Origin of the sequence: Pontibacter diazotrophicus, assembly GCF_003367245.1 — a bacterium.
Classification (GTDB): Bacteria; Bacteroidota; Bacteroidia; order Cytophagales; family Hymenobacteraceae; genus Pontibacter; species Pontibacter diazotrophicus.
Genome location: NZ_QRGR01000001.1, coordinates 181,783 through 196,763 on the forward strand (window position 1 = coordinate 181,783; position 14,981 = coordinate 196,763).

Annotated in this window: 15 protein-coding genes; 10 read left to right on the top strand and 5 right to left on the bottom strand. The window is 46.0% G+C overall.

The genetic code is table 11. The features are described from left to right. Positions 1-109 precede the first annotated feature (109 nt). On the bottom strand, positions 110-733 hold the full coding sequence (locus DXT99_RS00765; RefSeq protein ID WP_246000379.1) for a C40 family peptidase: 624 nt from the start codon (positions 731-733) through the stop codon (positions 110-112). 78 nt (positions 734-811) lie between these two features. On the opposite strand from DXT99_RS00765, the gene DXT99_RS00770 reads away from it, so the two are divergent. Then, entirely contained in the window at positions 812-1,075 is a 264-nt protein-coding gene (locus DXT99_RS00770; protein WP_115563601.1) for a hypothetical protein, read from the top strand. A gap of 71 nt (positions 1,076-1,146) precedes the next feature. After that, on the top strand, positions 1,147-1,362 hold the full coding sequence (locus DXT99_RS00775; protein WP_115563602.1) for a hypothetical protein: 216 nt from the start codon (positions 1,147-1,149) through the stop codon (positions 1,360-1,362). 100 nt (positions 1,363-1,462) lie between these two features. Here DXT99_RS00775 and DXT99_RS00780 read toward each other — a convergent pair whose 3' ends face one another. Both DXT99_RS00780 and DXT99_RS00785 read right to left on the bottom strand, forming a co-directional pair. Further along, complete coding sequence (locus DXT99_RS00780; protein ID WP_147294148.1) at positions 1,463-1,714, bottom strand: hypothetical protein; 252 nt, start codon at positions 1,712-1,714, stop codon at positions 1,463-1,465. 35 nt (positions 1,715-1,749) lie between these two features. Further along, positions 1,750-2,643 (bottom strand): alpha/beta fold hydrolase, encoded by an 894-nt coding sequence (locus tag DXT99_RS00785; RefSeq protein ID WP_115563604.1) that lies wholly within the window; start codon positions 2,641-2,643, stop codon positions 1,750-1,752. A gap of 153 nt (positions 2,644-2,796) precedes the next feature. Here DXT99_RS00785 and asnB point away from each other — a divergent pair, with 153 nt between their 5' ends. From asnB to DXT99_RS00800, 3 genes are all read left to right on the top strand, one after another. Beyond that, positions 2,797-4,701, top strand: a complete 1,905-nt coding sequence (gene asnB, locus DXT99_RS00790) for an asparagine synthase (glutamine-hydrolyzing) (protein ID WP_115563605.1) — start codon at positions 2,797-2,799, stop codon at positions 4,699-4,701. Positions 4,702-4,817: 116 nt separating this feature from the next. Continuing rightward, a complete protein-coding gene (locus tag DXT99_RS00795; RefSeq protein WP_115563606.1) occupies positions 4,818-6,167 on the top strand; it encodes a UDP-glucose dehydrogenase family protein in 1,350 nt (449 codons plus the stop codon). 5 nt (positions 6,168-6,172) lie between these two features. Beyond that, positions 6,173-7,135, top strand: coding sequence for a UDP-glucuronic acid decarboxylase family protein (locus DXT99_RS00800; RefSeq protein WP_115563607.1), 963 nt, complete (start codon positions 6,173-6,175; stop codon positions 7,133-7,135). A gap of 58 nt (positions 7,136-7,193) precedes the next feature. On the opposite strand, the gene DXT99_RS00805 is transcribed toward DXT99_RS00800, so the two are convergent. Then, the gene (locus DXT99_RS00805) at positions 7,194-8,426 is read right to left on the bottom strand and encodes a polysialyltransferase family glycosyltransferase (RefSeq protein ID WP_147294149.1); all 1,233 of its coding nucleotides are present in this window, start codon (positions 8,424-8,426) and stop codon (positions 7,194-7,196) included. Between the two features lie 106 nt (positions 8,427-8,532). Here DXT99_RS00805 and DXT99_RS00810 point away from each other — a divergent pair, with 106 nt between their 5' ends. From DXT99_RS00810 to DXT99_RS00820, 3 genes are all read left to right on the top strand, one after another. Beyond that, positions 8,533-9,807, top strand: coding sequence for a glycosyltransferase family 4 protein (locus DXT99_RS00810; RefSeq protein ID WP_115563609.1), 1,275 nt, complete (start codon positions 8,533-8,535; stop codon positions 9,805-9,807). A gap of 82 nt (positions 9,808-9,889) precedes the next feature. After that, on the top strand, positions 9,890-11,020 hold the full coding sequence (locus DXT99_RS00815) for a glycosyltransferase (RefSeq protein WP_115563610.1): 1,131 nt from the start codon (positions 9,890-9,892) through the stop codon (positions 11,018-11,020). Further along, entirely contained in the window at positions 11,017-12,084 is a 1,068-nt protein-coding gene (locus DXT99_RS00820) for a glycosyltransferase family 4 protein (protein WP_115563611.1), read from the top strand. The genes DXT99_RS00815 and DXT99_RS00820 overlap by 4 nt, the downstream gene beginning before the upstream one ends. Here the strand turns inward: DXT99_RS00820 and DXT99_RS00825 are convergent. Then, the gene (locus DXT99_RS00825) at positions 12,065-13,330 is read right to left on the bottom strand and encodes a tetratricopeptide repeat protein (protein ID WP_115563612.1); all 1,266 of its coding nucleotides are present in this window, start codon (positions 13,328-13,330) and stop codon (positions 12,065-12,067) included. The two genes, DXT99_RS00820 and DXT99_RS00825, sit on opposite strands and share 20 nt — an antisense overlap. Positions 13,331-13,442: 112 nt before the next feature. Here DXT99_RS00825 and DXT99_RS00830 point away from each other — a divergent pair, with 112 nt between their 5' ends. Together DXT99_RS00830 and DXT99_RS00835 are read left to right on the top strand one after the other, a co-directional pair. After that, positions 13,443-14,357: a M20/M25/M40 family metallo-hydrolase gene (locus DXT99_RS00830; protein ID WP_115563613.1), complete on the top strand. Its 915-nt coding sequence runs from the start codon at positions 13,443-13,445 to the stop codon at positions 14,355-14,357. Positions 14,358-14,418: 61 nt separating this feature from the next. Further along, positions 14,419-14,850 (top strand): hypothetical protein, encoded by a 432-nt coding sequence (locus DXT99_RS00835; RefSeq protein ID WP_115563614.1) that lies wholly within the window; start codon positions 14,419-14,421, stop codon positions 14,848-14,850. The last annotated feature ends 131 nt before the right edge of the window (positions 14,851-14,981 follow it).

The window sequence follows — 14,981 nt, forward strand, 5'->3', positions numbered from 1 at the left end:
TGTCTGAGCTATTAAGTACGTGAGTTAAAAATTTTGTTATGTTAACTTTAAGTGAAATTTAAAAAACGTTACAATTTTTGGGTATAAGCAATTGGGTGCTAAGCTTTAGTTAAAATACCGGCGGTCTAACGGCTTTAATGAAAATTTTCTGGAAATGGTCGGCATAAAGGTTGGTCTCTATAACGCCCACAGAGCTGGAGGCGTGAATGAACCTGACCTCCTTTTTGCTGATTACTTCCGTTACCATGCCCACATGTGTTATATCACGGCTAAAGCGGTTGGCACCGAAGAACACCAAATCACCTTCTTTTATGTTTTTGGGTTTTACTTTTTTGCCGTAGCGGCTCTGCTCGTTGGAGGTGCGTGGTAAGGCCACGTCGATGGTTTGAAAGGAGGTGCAGAGCAGTCCGGAGCAATCCATGCCTATACGGGTGGTGCCACCCCACTTATAAGGAGTGCCGGTATAAGAGCGGGCTGCCTGAATAACCGTGGCTACATCTTTATCTAAATTGCGGGTTCGGGTGCGGCTGGTGCGGTCTTTAGAGGAGGCGACGGTGTTGCCGCCTGTCCTGGTCCTGCCACCTTTTTTTGCCAGTCTCTTTTCAGCCGCTATTTCGCGGGCTGATTTATATGTCTCGCCACGCTTGCTGAAAGTGGGCTTTGTGGATTGGCAGGAAGCTATCAGCAGCAGAAAGCAGATGAAAAGGGCAGAAGTGGTGTAATGAGTTTTCAAAGCGTATTCAAGCAGTTTAAAGTGCAAAAGGTGATTTTAACTGATGGCTAAAGTACTGATTAACCTCGCTTTTTAAAAATGAAATTTAACGCTGCTACTCCAAAATTAGTAGACGACCTCTCAGCCATAGTAGGCGCAGCACATGTGTTGTTACAGGCGGCTGCTGGCAGCTTTCCTGCCACGCATGATGACAGAGGGCTGCGCTATAAGCCGGAGAGGGTTCTTAGAACTGCTAACGCCTCGGGGAGAGGCCTTATTATGGCGTTTCGCCACGAAAATTTGTTGCCAATACCTCTTTGTGGTGCCGATGTGGACCATGGTAGCGGAGCTTTTGCAGTATAAAAGACATTATACTCTCTATTGGGAGGTTAAAAAAAGAAATCTTATCTGCACATGCTATCTTGAAAAGAGACATGCGCGATGATGACGGGCACAATCAGTTGCCGGAAGAAATAAAAGAAGGTGTTAGTTGTGTGCAGTCGGGAGGTGTTATGTCAGGTAAATTATTATCGGCCGATGCAGAAGCTCTTGATCACTCTTGCGCTAAAAGGGCTGAAGTAGCGGCCGGGACGGAATATGAAAATTTACTTGCCCCTTATGGTATCCTGAACCCGTGCAAAACACTGTAAGACAAAACAGGCGCAGAACTCGGGTTCTGCGCCTGTTTTGTCTTACAGTCAGCTGTTATGGTGGTGCCACGCCATAGACTGTGGAAACACGCTTCCGTTCTCATGATGCATTTTTTTGATTCAGGTCGCTGTATTTAGTCTCAGCCAACTGATTGTCCATGCCGCGTAGGTTCATCCAGGAATGCATCAGGTTAATATGTGACTCATTAAGTGGTGCCTGGTGCGTGTTGTTCATGTAAGACGACTGATCCGGGTTTTTCATAGAAAAAAGCTTGTCTTGCGGCTGGTTTTCTTTTTCTGTAGATTGGTGTGCTCTCAATATAGCCTCATCCATTGATTTTTTAGGTTTCATAACATTTGTTTCTTAATTGGTTATTAGTGTATTAATTAGTGGTGCATTAATTCTCTCTTTTTATTTTCTTCTTTTACAAAGTTGCTCACATAGCTGGCAATCTCTTCCGCGTTCTCTTCCTGCAAAAAGTGGCCACTGTCTTCAAAAGGAATGACGTAGCATTCGTGGAAGAATTTCTTCCAGCACTGCAGCGCCTCAATCTTTATGAGTTTATCCCGCTCCCCCCAAAGTATGAGCGTCGGAATGTTTTGTATTTTGTTTCGTTCCTTCCAGAGTTCATCGTACCAGCGTGTTATGCCAATCAACTCCCGTGCGCAGGCAAGCTTGCCAACCTGGTCGTCAGGGTTACCCAGTGCATTCACGTAATGCTGGCGAATGGGTTCAGGCATCTTCTCCTCGCCTTCAAACAACTCGTTTATAAGCGTAAGGGCCGATACGTTTAGCTTTGAATGCAGGAACTTTCCCAATGGCCCCACCAGGTATTTGCTGGTGCCTGTAAAAGTCTGATGCTTCGACAAAGACCAGGTCCAGGAGTTGAGCATCACAATATTCTTTACTTTCTCCGGATGGTTTATAGCATAAGCAAAACCAATAGGCGCCCCAAAATCATGCACCAGCAGTGTCACGTCCGTTAACTGAAGATGCTCCATCAGCTGCTCAAAATTAACGGCGTGGGCCCGTGGCTTGTAACTCCAACCCTCCGGTTTGTCAGAGAGGCCAAAGCCAATCATGTCCATAGCAATGCACCGGTACTTCTTGCGCAGTATCTTTATCAGGTTGCGGTACAGAAAAGACCAGACGGGAGTGCCATGGATCATTACAATCGGCGGCCCTTCCCCCTCGTCCACGTAATGCATCTTACCCGCCTCTAATTGTATGTATTTGGATTCAAAAGGATATTCTTTTTTATCCAGCCAATCTGGTGTCATAATTTCTAAGGGTGCTCTGTCTTATAAATATACTTTTAAATCGAAAGCAAGTTGCTCCATATACAAAAAAAGGTACTCCTTCGGAATAAATATTTAGGTAAGCCATTGGGCAGGCGATGGGGCTAAAAATAAAGTTTAACTTTACAGCCAGGTATGTGTGGTATAACAGGAGTATTTGCATTTACAGAGAAAGGCCAAAAGGCATTAGAGCGATTGCCGGCAGCCGTGGCTGCACTGCAGCACCGTGGTCCGGATGCCGGTGGGGTGTTTTCAGAGGGTCACATCGGGCTTGGCCACCGCAGGCTTTCCCTTATTGCGCCTACTGCTGCCGCTAACCAGCCTTTCAGCAGTGAGGGCGGCCGTTATACCCTTGTCTTCAACGGTGAAATCTTCAACTATAAAAAGCTGCGGAAGGAGCTGGAGGCTAAAGGCGTCACGTTCCGCAGCGATTCCGACACAGAAGTGCTGCTGCACTTATATGCGCGGGAGAGGCAGGAGTGCCTGAAGAAGCTGACAGGTTTCTTCTCGCTGGCTATTTACGATGCCGAGGAAGAGAGCCTTTTTCTGGCGCGTGACCGCTACGGTGAAAAGCCCCTGCTCTTCTACAAAGACGCAGACAAGTTCCTGTTCGGATCAGAGCTGTCTGCCCTGATAAGCCTGGGTGTTCCACGTGAATTAGATTATACTTCGCTTTACCAGTACCTGCAGCTAACCTATGTGCCTGCGCCGGCCACTATGCTGAAAGGAGTGAAAAAACTTTTGCCCGGGCAGTCGTTGTACGTGCGGGGCAGCAGAGTGCAGGAGAATGTGTGGTACAGGCTGCCATTTGATGGAGAAAAGGCGATACACAACCCCTTAACTTATACACAGCAGCAAGCCAAGCTAAAGCATCTCCTACAGCAAGTCGTCACAGACCGGCTTGTCGCCGACGTGCCCGTTGGTGCCTTTCTAAGTGGCGGTATTGATTCTTCGGTGGTGGTTGCCCTGGCGGCCCGGGAGGTGGATAAGCTGAAGACGTTTTCCGTCGGTTTCCCTGATCAGCCCTTTTTTGACGAAACCCGTTACGCCCGCCTTGTGGCTGACAAGTATAAAACAGAACACACTGAACTGCGCCTTTCAAACGCTGATCTCTTTAACAATCTCTTTGGAACATTAGACAGCCTGAGCGAGCCTTTTGCCGATTCATCTGCGCTGGCTGTATACACGCTAAGTAAGCACGTAGGGCAGGAAATGAAGGCGGTGCTGAGCGGCGATGGTGCTGACGAGCTTTTTGGTGGCTACAATAAACACCTGGCAGAGTATAGGGTGCTATCTGGTGGTGCTAAAGTTGAAGCTGTAAAAAAAATGAAGTTCTTATGGGATGTATTGCCTATGTCCAGAAACTCTTTTGCAGGAAACAAAGTAAGGCAACTGCAACGCTTTGCTACAGGGGCCGGATTGCTCCCCCAGGACCGTTATTGGCTGTGGGCGACGTGGCAGCAGGAAGAGGATGCGCTGGCATTGCTGACACCGGAAAGCCAGGCGGCGGTGCAGAACAGGTTGTACCGTGCACGCAAAGGCAGGGTGTTGGAATGTGTTAGCAGAAAACATTATGACCTTAACCACGTATTGTGTGCCGATTGGCGTTTAGTGCTGCCAAACGACATGCTGACGAAGATTGACTTAATGGGAATGGCGAATAGCCTGGAAATACGCAGCCCTTACCTGGACCACAGGTTGGTGAAGTTTGCCTTTTCACTACCGGCTTCTACCAAGGTAGAGGAAGGTTTACAGAAAAAGATTCTGCGGGATACCTTCCGGGGCTTATTGCCTCCTGAGCTTTACAGGCGCCCAAAGCAGGGGTTTGAAATTCCGCTGAAGGCCTTTCTGCAAACGGAGGGGCAAGGTCTGGCAAACGATTACCTTTCGGATGCTTTTATCGCATCGCAGGGTATTTTCGATGTGCAGCAAGTGCAGCGCATCCGGCAACTCCTGAATTCTGACAAAGCAGCCCTTGTGCAAACGAAAGCCTGGATGCTGTTGGTCTTTCAGTATTGGTGGAGAAGATATATGGCATAGGAAAAATTTAATTAAATACTTTTATAGTTAAATAAATTTACTAATTTAGTTTTATTAGAAATTGCACAATAAAAGAATATATCTATATTTGTGATATTATTAAATATGATTAATCTATGAGAATAGCCGTTGTTGGTACTGGATATGTTGGCCTGGTTACGGGAACATGTTTTGCAGAAGTTGGTATCGATGTAACCTGCATTGATATTGACCAGAAAAAGATTGAAAATCTTAAAAAGAACATCCTGCCTATTTACGAGCCGGGCCTGGAGGAGATGGTTGCGCGCAACGCGCAGAAAGAGCGCCTTTCTTTCTCCACCGACCTTGCCTCCAGTATCCAGGGCTGCGATGTGGCTTTCATCGCTGTGGGAACGCCTCCGGGCGAGGACGGTAGCGCCGACCTGAAGTATGTGCTGGCGGTTGCTCGCAGCATTGGCCAGAACATGAACTCCTACATCGTAGTAGTGACGAAGAGCACAGTGCCGGTGGGCACAGCCAACAAAGTACGCAAGGTGATAGAGGAGGAATTGGAAGCCCGTGGTGTGGACATTCCGTTTGATGTGGCCTCCAACCCGGAGTTCCTCAAAGAGGGTGCCGCCATAGAAGACTTCCTGAAGCCAGACCGCATTGTGGTGGGCGTGTGCTCTGAAAGAGCGCAGGAGGTGATGAAGAAGCTTTACAAGCCGTTCCTGATGAACGGGCACCCGCTTATCTTCATGGACGTACCGTCTGCCGAGATGACCAAATATGCCGCCAACGCGATGCTGGCCACCAAGATCAGCTTTATGAATGACATCGCCAACTTGTGCGAAATCATGGGTGCCGACGTAAACATGGTGCGTAAAGGCATCGGCAGCGATGTGCGCATCGGCAACAAGTTCATCTATCCGGGCATCGGCTACGGCGGCTCCTGCTTCCCGAAAGACGTGAAGGCGCTTATCAGAACCGCTTCTGAAAACGGTTATGACATGAAGGTGCTCCAGTCTGTGGAAGCCGTGAACGAGAACCAGAAGTCAGTACTTTACAATAAGATACACAACCACTTCAACGGTGACCTGGCAGGCAGAACGTTTGCAATCTGGGGCTTGTCTTTTAAACCCAAAACAGATGACATGCGTGAGGCTCCGTCGTTGGTGATAATACAGAAGTTGCTGGAGCAGGGCGCCAAAGTACGTGCCTATGACCCTGTGGCTATGAAGGAGGCGCAGCACTCCCTGGGCGACTCTATTGAGTATGGCAAGGATGAGTATGAAACACTAATTGATGCGGATGCGCTGCTGCTGGTAACAGAGTGGCCTGAGTTCCGCTCCCCGAACTTCAATGTGGTAAGCAAGCTCATGAAGGACAAGGTGGTATTTGACGGTAGGAATATCTACGATGCCAATGACCTTAACGAAAAAGGCTTTATCTACTACGGCATAGGTATAAAGCAGCAGGTGCCGCAGCAGTTAGACGCCTCTATATAGAAAATATGGCAGGGAAAAGAGTACTTATAACAGGTGCAGCCGGGTTTCTGGGCTCCCACCTTTGCGATAGGTTTATTAAGGAGGGCTATCGTGTTGTAGCCATGGATAACCTGATTACAGGTAGCATGGATAACATAGAGCACCTTTTTAAGCTGCCGAACTTTGAGTTTTATCACCACGATGTGTCAAAGTTTGTGCATGTAGCAGGCGAACTGGACTATATCCTGCACTTTGCATCGCCAGCCAGCCCAATCGATTACCTGAAGATTCCGATCCAGACGCTGAAGGTAGGATCTCTGGGCACGCACAACCTGCTTGGCCTGGCCAAAGCGAAAGGCGCACGCATGCTCATTGCCTCTACCTCAGAAGTATACGGTGATCCACAGGTGCACCCACAGCAGGAAGATTATTGGGGTAATGTGAACCCAGTTGGCCCACGCGGCTGCTATGATGAGGCAAAGCGCTTCCAGGAGGCTATGACAATGGCCTACCATATGCACCACGGGCTGGAGACGCGCATTGTGCGTATCTTTAACACCTACGGTCCACGCATGCGCCTGGATGATGGCCGTGTGCTGCCTGCCTTCCTGAGCCAGGCCTTACGGGGAGAACCTCTCAGTATTTTCGGTGACGGTAGCCAAACCCGCTCTTTCTGCTACGTGGATGATCTGGTGGAAGGTATCTACCGTTTGCTGCTGAGTGATTACCACATGCCAATTAACGTAGGTAACCCATCCGAGATCACCATCAAGGAGTTCGCAGAGGAAATCTGCAAGCTCACCGGTGTAGAGCTAAAGGTGGAATACCAGCCACTGCCGAAAGATGATCCCCAGAAGCGCCAGCCAGACATCACCAAGGCCAGAGAGGTCTTAGGCTGGGAACCGAAGGTGGATAGGGCCGAAGGCCTGAAGAGAACACTGGAATACTTTAAAGAGAAGATTCAAACTCCCGCTGAGCAGGAGGCTTAAGTGTTATTAAAAGCAAAGAGGCAAAAGAGGCAGTCTGTAAGGACTGCCTCTTCTGCTTTTATAGGTCATCACTTAGAAGAATGTCCCGAAGGCGTTCGCCAGCTTTGCCGTCAAATTTATACATCCATTCTTCAGTGAATTTTGCCTTATTAGGGAGCTGTTTCTGATGTAATGCTTCCACGTCCTGTAAAATTCCATGCAGTTCCTCCAGGTTATAGATAGGGTGTGCTACACCGGCTTCAATGAAAGATTTCGATACATTAATTTTACCAATGGGGTGATTTTCTAAAGTAAGAACAGTTGTGAATGGCAAAGCCATCAGAGGTAGTAGATAGGTAGAAAAGAAACCGATTATAAGCTGTGTATAAGGTAATTGCAATGTTAACTCTTCATTGTCTATAACTTTTACGTTCTGAAATGAATTCCATAATTGTACATCTGTGTGGGGTTGTATGGGATGGAGCTTTACAAGAAGCTGGTATCCTGCATTGGTACAAATATTGGCGAATGCCTCTAGGAATTGCCTGTAATTTTCCTTGTTCCAGTTAAAGAAGCGTCGAACCGCAAGTCCCTGATCTAGAAAGACTATTTGTGGTTTCTTTACGAAGGCAGGTTTCTGTCCTGCTAAGTGATCAAAGCTAGGTATACCTATATAATGAACACGCTTGTCGTTTGGCAGGTGATCATGAAGTTTATGCACCTCATAAACTTTAGGGCTAAAAGAAATATATGCATTTGCTACTCTAAGAGGAGATGCAATCTTATTAAGAGTAGCTATAACACCGTTGTTTTTCCTTATTCTATAGAAGATCCAGAAAAAGTCTGAATTAGCCTTAGAAAGCGCATTAACAGAGTTTCTAAGAAAGTATCTTGCCTTAAGACGTTCTTTGAACTGTAATAGCTTTTTGATATAGCTAGAAGGTGAAGTTGTACTGGCTTGGGTAATAAGATGAGTCTCAAACCTGATGTTAATATTAATATCCCTGATGCCATGATCTATCAAATAGGTAGGAATTCCATGTTCTTGACAAGCTAAATTCATTAAAACATGATAATATGATTCTATAAAGAAGAACACTACTTTGTGAGGTTTAACATGAAGGAGCAATTCAGTGGCATTTTTGAAGTCTCCCCAAAAAACAGCTTCCCCATATGTCTTATAAAAATCATTAGAGATTTCTTTTTTAGAAGCATAGTCAATAAAGTAAAATTTACAGTATCCAAGGCAACCTTTAAACAAATCCAAATAATCTTTTCGGTTATAGTATCCAACAATAAGTATATTTGGCATAATCGACATTAAGAAGTAAGGCTATTATTATAGTATTTAATTTATTTCTAATCAAAAATAAATTAAATATTATGCGTTTGTTGCTAAGCACTACCTTAAATGCAAGATGTACTTAAGCAACAGTACAGAGTATAAACATCCTATAAATATTGCGTTGAAACAAAATGAGCAAGAAATTTATGGCACTATTGCTATAGTTATACCTGCTGTTGCCCGTGAAGGTATCACCAAACTTGTGTTAAGTCAAATAAAGAGCTTTCAGGATGAACGGTATCGTATAGTAATGATAGTGCTTGCGAATGTTGCTAAAGATGTGTTCGAGGAAGCCGGTGTTCAACTTTCTGCTGACGAGTTACTGGTGCTAAAGCAGCAAGATGCTTATCTTTCTGTAAGAAGCTTATTTAACTCATCTCTGCTTTTAACTCCAATTACAAAATTCTTAAGGTACCATAATGCAAAGTTGGTGATAGCTCATGCGCCTTACGCTCACTTTGTAATGCGATTAGTAAAGCTAAGGTTGCAGTTTGATAGTTTCAATATAAAGCTGGTACAGTACTTCCACATAACCCAATATGTACAGTTCCCGCTTAATTCAGCAAAGAGGCGCGCTGTTAATCAATTAAATAGAGTGTTGGGTAAATATTTTGATGACAGTCATGTATCTGTTACCGAGGCAGTTAAAAGCGATATAGAATCAAATTTGTTTAAGCATAAGCGACATTTAGTAATAGTCAATGCCTTACCCAGAGAAGCAATTGTACAGAACGGGTATAGCATAGAAGAGGTGCAACGTGTTGAAGCTTGGTTGAGGACTAGAAGCGGTAGCTTTAAAATTCTTATACCTGGTAGATTAAGTTATATGAAGGGGCAGCTTTTTTTCTTACAAGTACTGAGCATCTTTATTAAAAATAACTTATTTGAACCACAGGATTTAGCTGTTTTGATAGTAGGAGATGGCCCAGATAAAGAAGTAATAAAAGAGTTAATTAATAAAAAAGGCATTAAAGGCTACTGCTATTTTTCGCCGGCGGTACAGAATGCTGCGTTGATGAAGGTAATGACCTTAGTGGATCTTGTTGCTGTACCGTCACATTACGAAGGATTTGGTTTAGTGGTGCTTGAGGCGTTGCAAAACAAGAGATTAGTTCTGTCATCAGACGCAGGTGGTTTGAAAGAAATTATCGAGCACGGCCGGAATGGGTTTATGTTTAGAGCAGGTGTTGTGAATGATTGCCTGGAAAAGCTGCAGTTTATCTATGACAACCGTGATACTGGCTTAGTAGATTTAGATGAGGTCGCGCAGCAAGTGGAGTATAAGTTTTCCTTTGAGCAGCACATGGCGCAGCTAATTCAAGTAATAAATAGCTGTGAAGTAGGTTAAAATGGGCAGATCTGTACTATTTGTCTGTTACTGGGGTCTGAGAGATGATCTTACAACTTCTACTGTTCTACCACGGCTTGAGGTGTTACAGCGTTTCCCTTTTATCGAAAAGATTATACTGGTAACCATAGAACGAAACGCGGATGTAAATGAGGACCCATTAACACAACACTTAAACAAAGTAGTGCATATGCCTCTCACTCCTAAAAGTTTAGCTGTCAATATTGCCACCAAAATAAGTGACTTTCTTCTATTCCCAGGGCAGCTAATAAAGTTTGCGCAGAAGTACAATACACATGTTCTGCTGGCACATGGCGCACCAGCGGGGGCTTTGGCATATAAAGTGTGGAAGCGAAGCAAATTGCCTTTTTACGTCAGTTCTTTCGAGCCTCACGCCGATTACATGCTGGAATCAAAAGTTTGGACAAGGTATAGCCTGAAGTATAGATTTCAGAAGTATTGGGAACATCTTCAAAAGAAAAATGCGGCTGGCATTATGCCTGTTGCTTATAGGTACAAAAGAGCTTTAGTAGGAGAAGGAGTGGCTGCAGAAAAAATCTTTGTAGTTCCCTGTTCTGTTGATATGGATACCTTTAGTTTTAATGAACGGAAGAGAAGTGATATGCGCCTGCAGTTGGCCTGGCAGCATGCTGTAATTGGTGTGTATGCAGGCAAGTATGGCGGCCTGTACTATCAGGAAGATGCTTTTGCCATCTACAAACAATGCTTTGAAAGCATCCCTGATTTCAGGCTTATCGTTCTCTCACCACAGCCGCAGGAAGAAATTCTGAGCCTGCTGCAACAGCATCAGATTGACACAGCTCTAGTAAATGTTACTTCCGTCCCTCACCAGGAAGTGCCACAATATCTTTCTGCTGCTGATTTTGCCTTTGCCACCTATAAACCCGGACCATCAAAAAAATATCTTTCCCCTGTGAAAATCGGCGAGTACTGGGCAAACGGCCTGCCGGTGCTTTTGACAGAAGGAGTAGGCGACGATAGTGACATCATCAAGAACGAAGGTGGAGGCGCTATTTTTAACCTAAGGGAAGAGGGAAGTGTGGAAAGAGCATTGCAGCAGATACAGCAGATACTGCAGGACCCAAACCATCGGCAGGAAATACTAAAGCTGGCACAAAAGTACAGATCACCGGAGCGGATACGGGAGGCTTACGAATACTTCTTTGGCCAAAAGCAGGAGGAGCAGCCGTGAAGGTACTGTTTGTGGTACCATACCCGGAAGGGCAGGCCGCCTCGCAACGTTATAGGGTAGAGCAGTGGCTACCGCTATTGCAGGAGCAGGATATAAAGTATAGGTTAGCGCCATTCTGGAGCCAGAGCGCCTGGAATGTGCTTTACAAGCCGCAGCATACCTGGCGGAAAATTACGGGGCTGCTAACGGGTTTTATGAATCGCATGCTGTTATTGCGTCATCTGCCTGTATACGACTTTGTCTTTGTGCATAGAGAGGCTACGCCGCTGGGGCCTCCTTGGTTTGAGTGGGTGGCGGCAAAGGTTTTCCGGAAAAGAATCATCTTCGATTTTGATGATGCGATCTGGCTGCCGAATACCACAGCAGAAAACAGGTGGGCTGCAAAGCTTAAATGGCACCATAAGACTGCTCAAATATGCCGGTGGAGCTATAAAGTGAGCTGCGGAAATGGCTATCTCCGAAACTATGCGTTGAAATATAACGCAGCAGCGGTGCTGCTACCCAGCGTGCTGGATACGGAACATCGCTATAATGAACATAAAGAACAGCATACGCAGGAGGTGGTCATGGGCTGGATTGGGTCACACTCTACCCTGCCTTACCTGCAACTGGTTGAGCCGGTATTGCAGCGGCTGGAGCGTAAGTATTCGTTCCGATTGCTTGTTATAGCTGATAAAGCGCCTCAACTACAACTGCGGTCACTCGAATTCAAAGCATGGCAAAGGGAAACAGAGGTGCAGGATTTGCTGCAGCTAAATATTGGATTGATGCCTTTGCCTGATACCGAATGGGCAAAAGGGAAGTGTGCGTTTAAAGCACTGCAATATATGGCCCTGGGCATACCAGCCGTAGTTTCAGGTGTAGGGGCCAATATAGAGGCAGTGGCAAACGGCTGCACGGGGTATCCCTGTGCTACGGAGCAGGAGTGGTATGAGCGTCTGGAGGCTTTGCTGCTGAAGCCGGAGTTGCGCACCAGTATGGGAGCAGAAGGGCAGGTTTGGGTAAGAAAGCATTATTCCCTGCAGGCACACAGTCAGACCTTTCTTAGCCTCTTTTCTTCTTAGGCTTTTTCTTTTTAAGCTCTTTCAGGTACTTTTTAGCTTCTTTATAATTTTCTGACTTCTTTTCGCTGATTTGCAGCACTATCTCATAGTAATTCTTAGCAGCAGGCAGATCGTTTTCTTGATTCGCAATACGGGCTAGATTGAGATAAGAGTTGATAAAGTACCCGGAATCACGCTCGTCCGACATCTCAGCAAACATAATGGAGTTTTTGTAGTACTGCTCTGCTTTATCAAAATTGCGGTACTTGTGCTGGTTAACATAAGCCAGAATGTAAGAGGCATAGCGCCCGCTTACAGCCTCATAACCCGGCATCTGCTGCTCCAGCTTATTCAGAATGTCAAGCGACACCCTCTCTGCTTTTGTGAAGTGCCCCTGTACGAACAGCAACCGGGCGTAAAAACGCTGAAAATAAGCATTGTCAGGGTACTTCATTGTCAGCTGCTCCGACAGCCGCAGTGCCTCGTCCATTTTCTTCTCCTCATTCGCATAAATCTTCATCAGGAAGAACTTAGACTCTGTGCCGGTATAAAAGCCCGTGTTCGCCACATAGGCCAACTGTTTTAGACCAAGCCGTTTGTCTCCGTCCGGAAAGAAGATCAGCACAGGCCGGAGCATCGGGTAATTTTCATGAATCCAGATGGAGTAGTAATTGAACAGCGCCTCGCCAAAAAGGAACTCCGGACTCAAACCGTTACCTGCTTTAGCCTTTTCCATGAAATCAAGGGCGTGCTTGCTCGCCACAGTAGCTTTGCGCCAGTTGCTGCGCTCCGAGTGCAGGCGGGCTGTAAAACCATAAGCTGCCGCCAGAAAGAACGATGCCTCAAAGTTCTTCTCATCATTATCATACATCGCCTCTGCTTTCTGTATGGTCGTGTCCATGTAGGCGAAGAAGAGGTCATCGTACTGCAGTGTCTGTATGTTGGTAGGTACAATTTTCCACCACTGGCTCAGGCCCATCAGGAAGTAGGGCAGCGGGTGCTGCGGGTAACGGCGGCGTATGGATTTAAACTGCTTCTCGGCAACCGCGTACTTGAAATTGTACATATTGTCTACGGCACCCTCTAGCTCATACTGAATATCTTTGTTAAGCAGCAACATCCCTTTCACGCTACCCGCTGCCGGTATCACCTCAATCTGGTCGAAGGTGATATGCCGCATCGCGGTGGTATCAGTAGGAGCCTGCTGCTGTGCTACAGCTATAGCTGGTAAAACAAAAGTGAAGATGATAAGTATTAACTTCTTCATGAATAAATCAGAATATTCAGTGTATAAGAGAGCCTTTTTTATTTGCAGCCTCCGTAGATTCTAAAAGTACAACATATCTCCTAAATTTGAATTCCATAAATCGAAAATAATTATGAAACTTCTGGAGCAGCTCTGCAAAGTCCATGCCCCGTCCGGCAACGAGCAAAACCTCTCAAAATTTCTGCTGAACTATATTCAGGAACATAAGAACCACTGGAAAACACAGCCGCAGGTACTGCATGGCGAAGCCTTTCAGGATTGTATCCTGCTGGTGTTTGGCAAACCAAGGAGTGCAATTTTTGCGCACATGGACTCTATTGGTTTTACAGTGCGTTACGGCAACCAACTCGTTAAAATAGGAGGCCCGGATGTTGAAAACGGCTACAAACTGGTAGGCGAAGATGCTAAGGGAAAAATAGCGTGCAGCCTGCAGTATGATGAGGAAGAAGGCGGAATCACTTATGAATATGAGCGGGAGATAGAGCGGGGAACGGAGTTGGTCTTTAAATGCGATTTCCGGGAGACGGAAGATACAGTGCAAAGCTGCTACCTGGACAATCGCCTGGGGGTATGGAGCGCGTTACAAGTGGCGGAGACGCTGGAGAACGGTATTATCGCCTTTAGTTGCTGGGAAGAGCACGGTGGCGGGTCTGTATCTTATCTCTCCAGGTACATTTATGAGCAGTATGGCGTAAGGCAGGGCCTGATTTCCGACATCACCTGGGTAACCGAGGGGGTGCATGCCGGGGAAGGGGTCGCTATCTCCATGCGCGACAGCCTGATTCCGCGCCGCGCATACGTGCAGCAGATTATCCGGATAGCAAAAGAATCAGGCATACCTTTCCAGTTGGAGGTAGAAGGCGCGGGCGGAAGCGATGCCAAGGAGTTGCAGCGCAGCGACTATCCATGGGACTGGTGCTTTGTGGGTGCCCCGGAAGATAATGTGCATACCCCGGATGAAATCGTGCATAAAAAAGATATTGATAGTATGGTGGCGCTTTATAAGGTATTGATGGAGAAACTATAGCAAATCTATTTATCTTCATTACTTTCAGGTGCCACTTAATTTCACAAAACACCCTCTCTACATGAAAGCAGGAAAATCACCACGCCTCTGGCTCCTTTGTGCCCTCCTCTTCTTACTGCTTCCTTCCTGTGAGGAGGTTTTTGAAGAAGATGTTAACTATAGCTACCGGATTCAGAACAACACTGCCTCAACTGTTCAGGTAACGGTGCAGGTGAAGCAAAATCCGAGCACGATCATAAAGGGAGATGGGAAGTTCTATTATACTATAGCGCCTGGTAGTACAGAAACAATCTATAACACCTCTGGCTTTGCAAATGAGTCGGTGTTTGACGAGGAGAAAGGAGATACTGAACTTTACTGGTTTACGGTTGAGGCCTCGAAAAATGGCAACGCCTACAAAATAAATTTTAATGATACCCGGCGGTGGGTGTACCAAAAAAAGAACACATCAAACGCTACGTATACATTATCCATTACCGAGGATGATTATTGATCAAAGAAAAGTGTGTGAGTGATAACTCATTCATAGTCAAAGAGGTTGCCCCTGCAGAAGAGGCAGCCTCTTTTCTTTTGTGGAACACGTGGTGATGTTTACCAGAGAAAAGCTGTATTGTATGTGTGTTT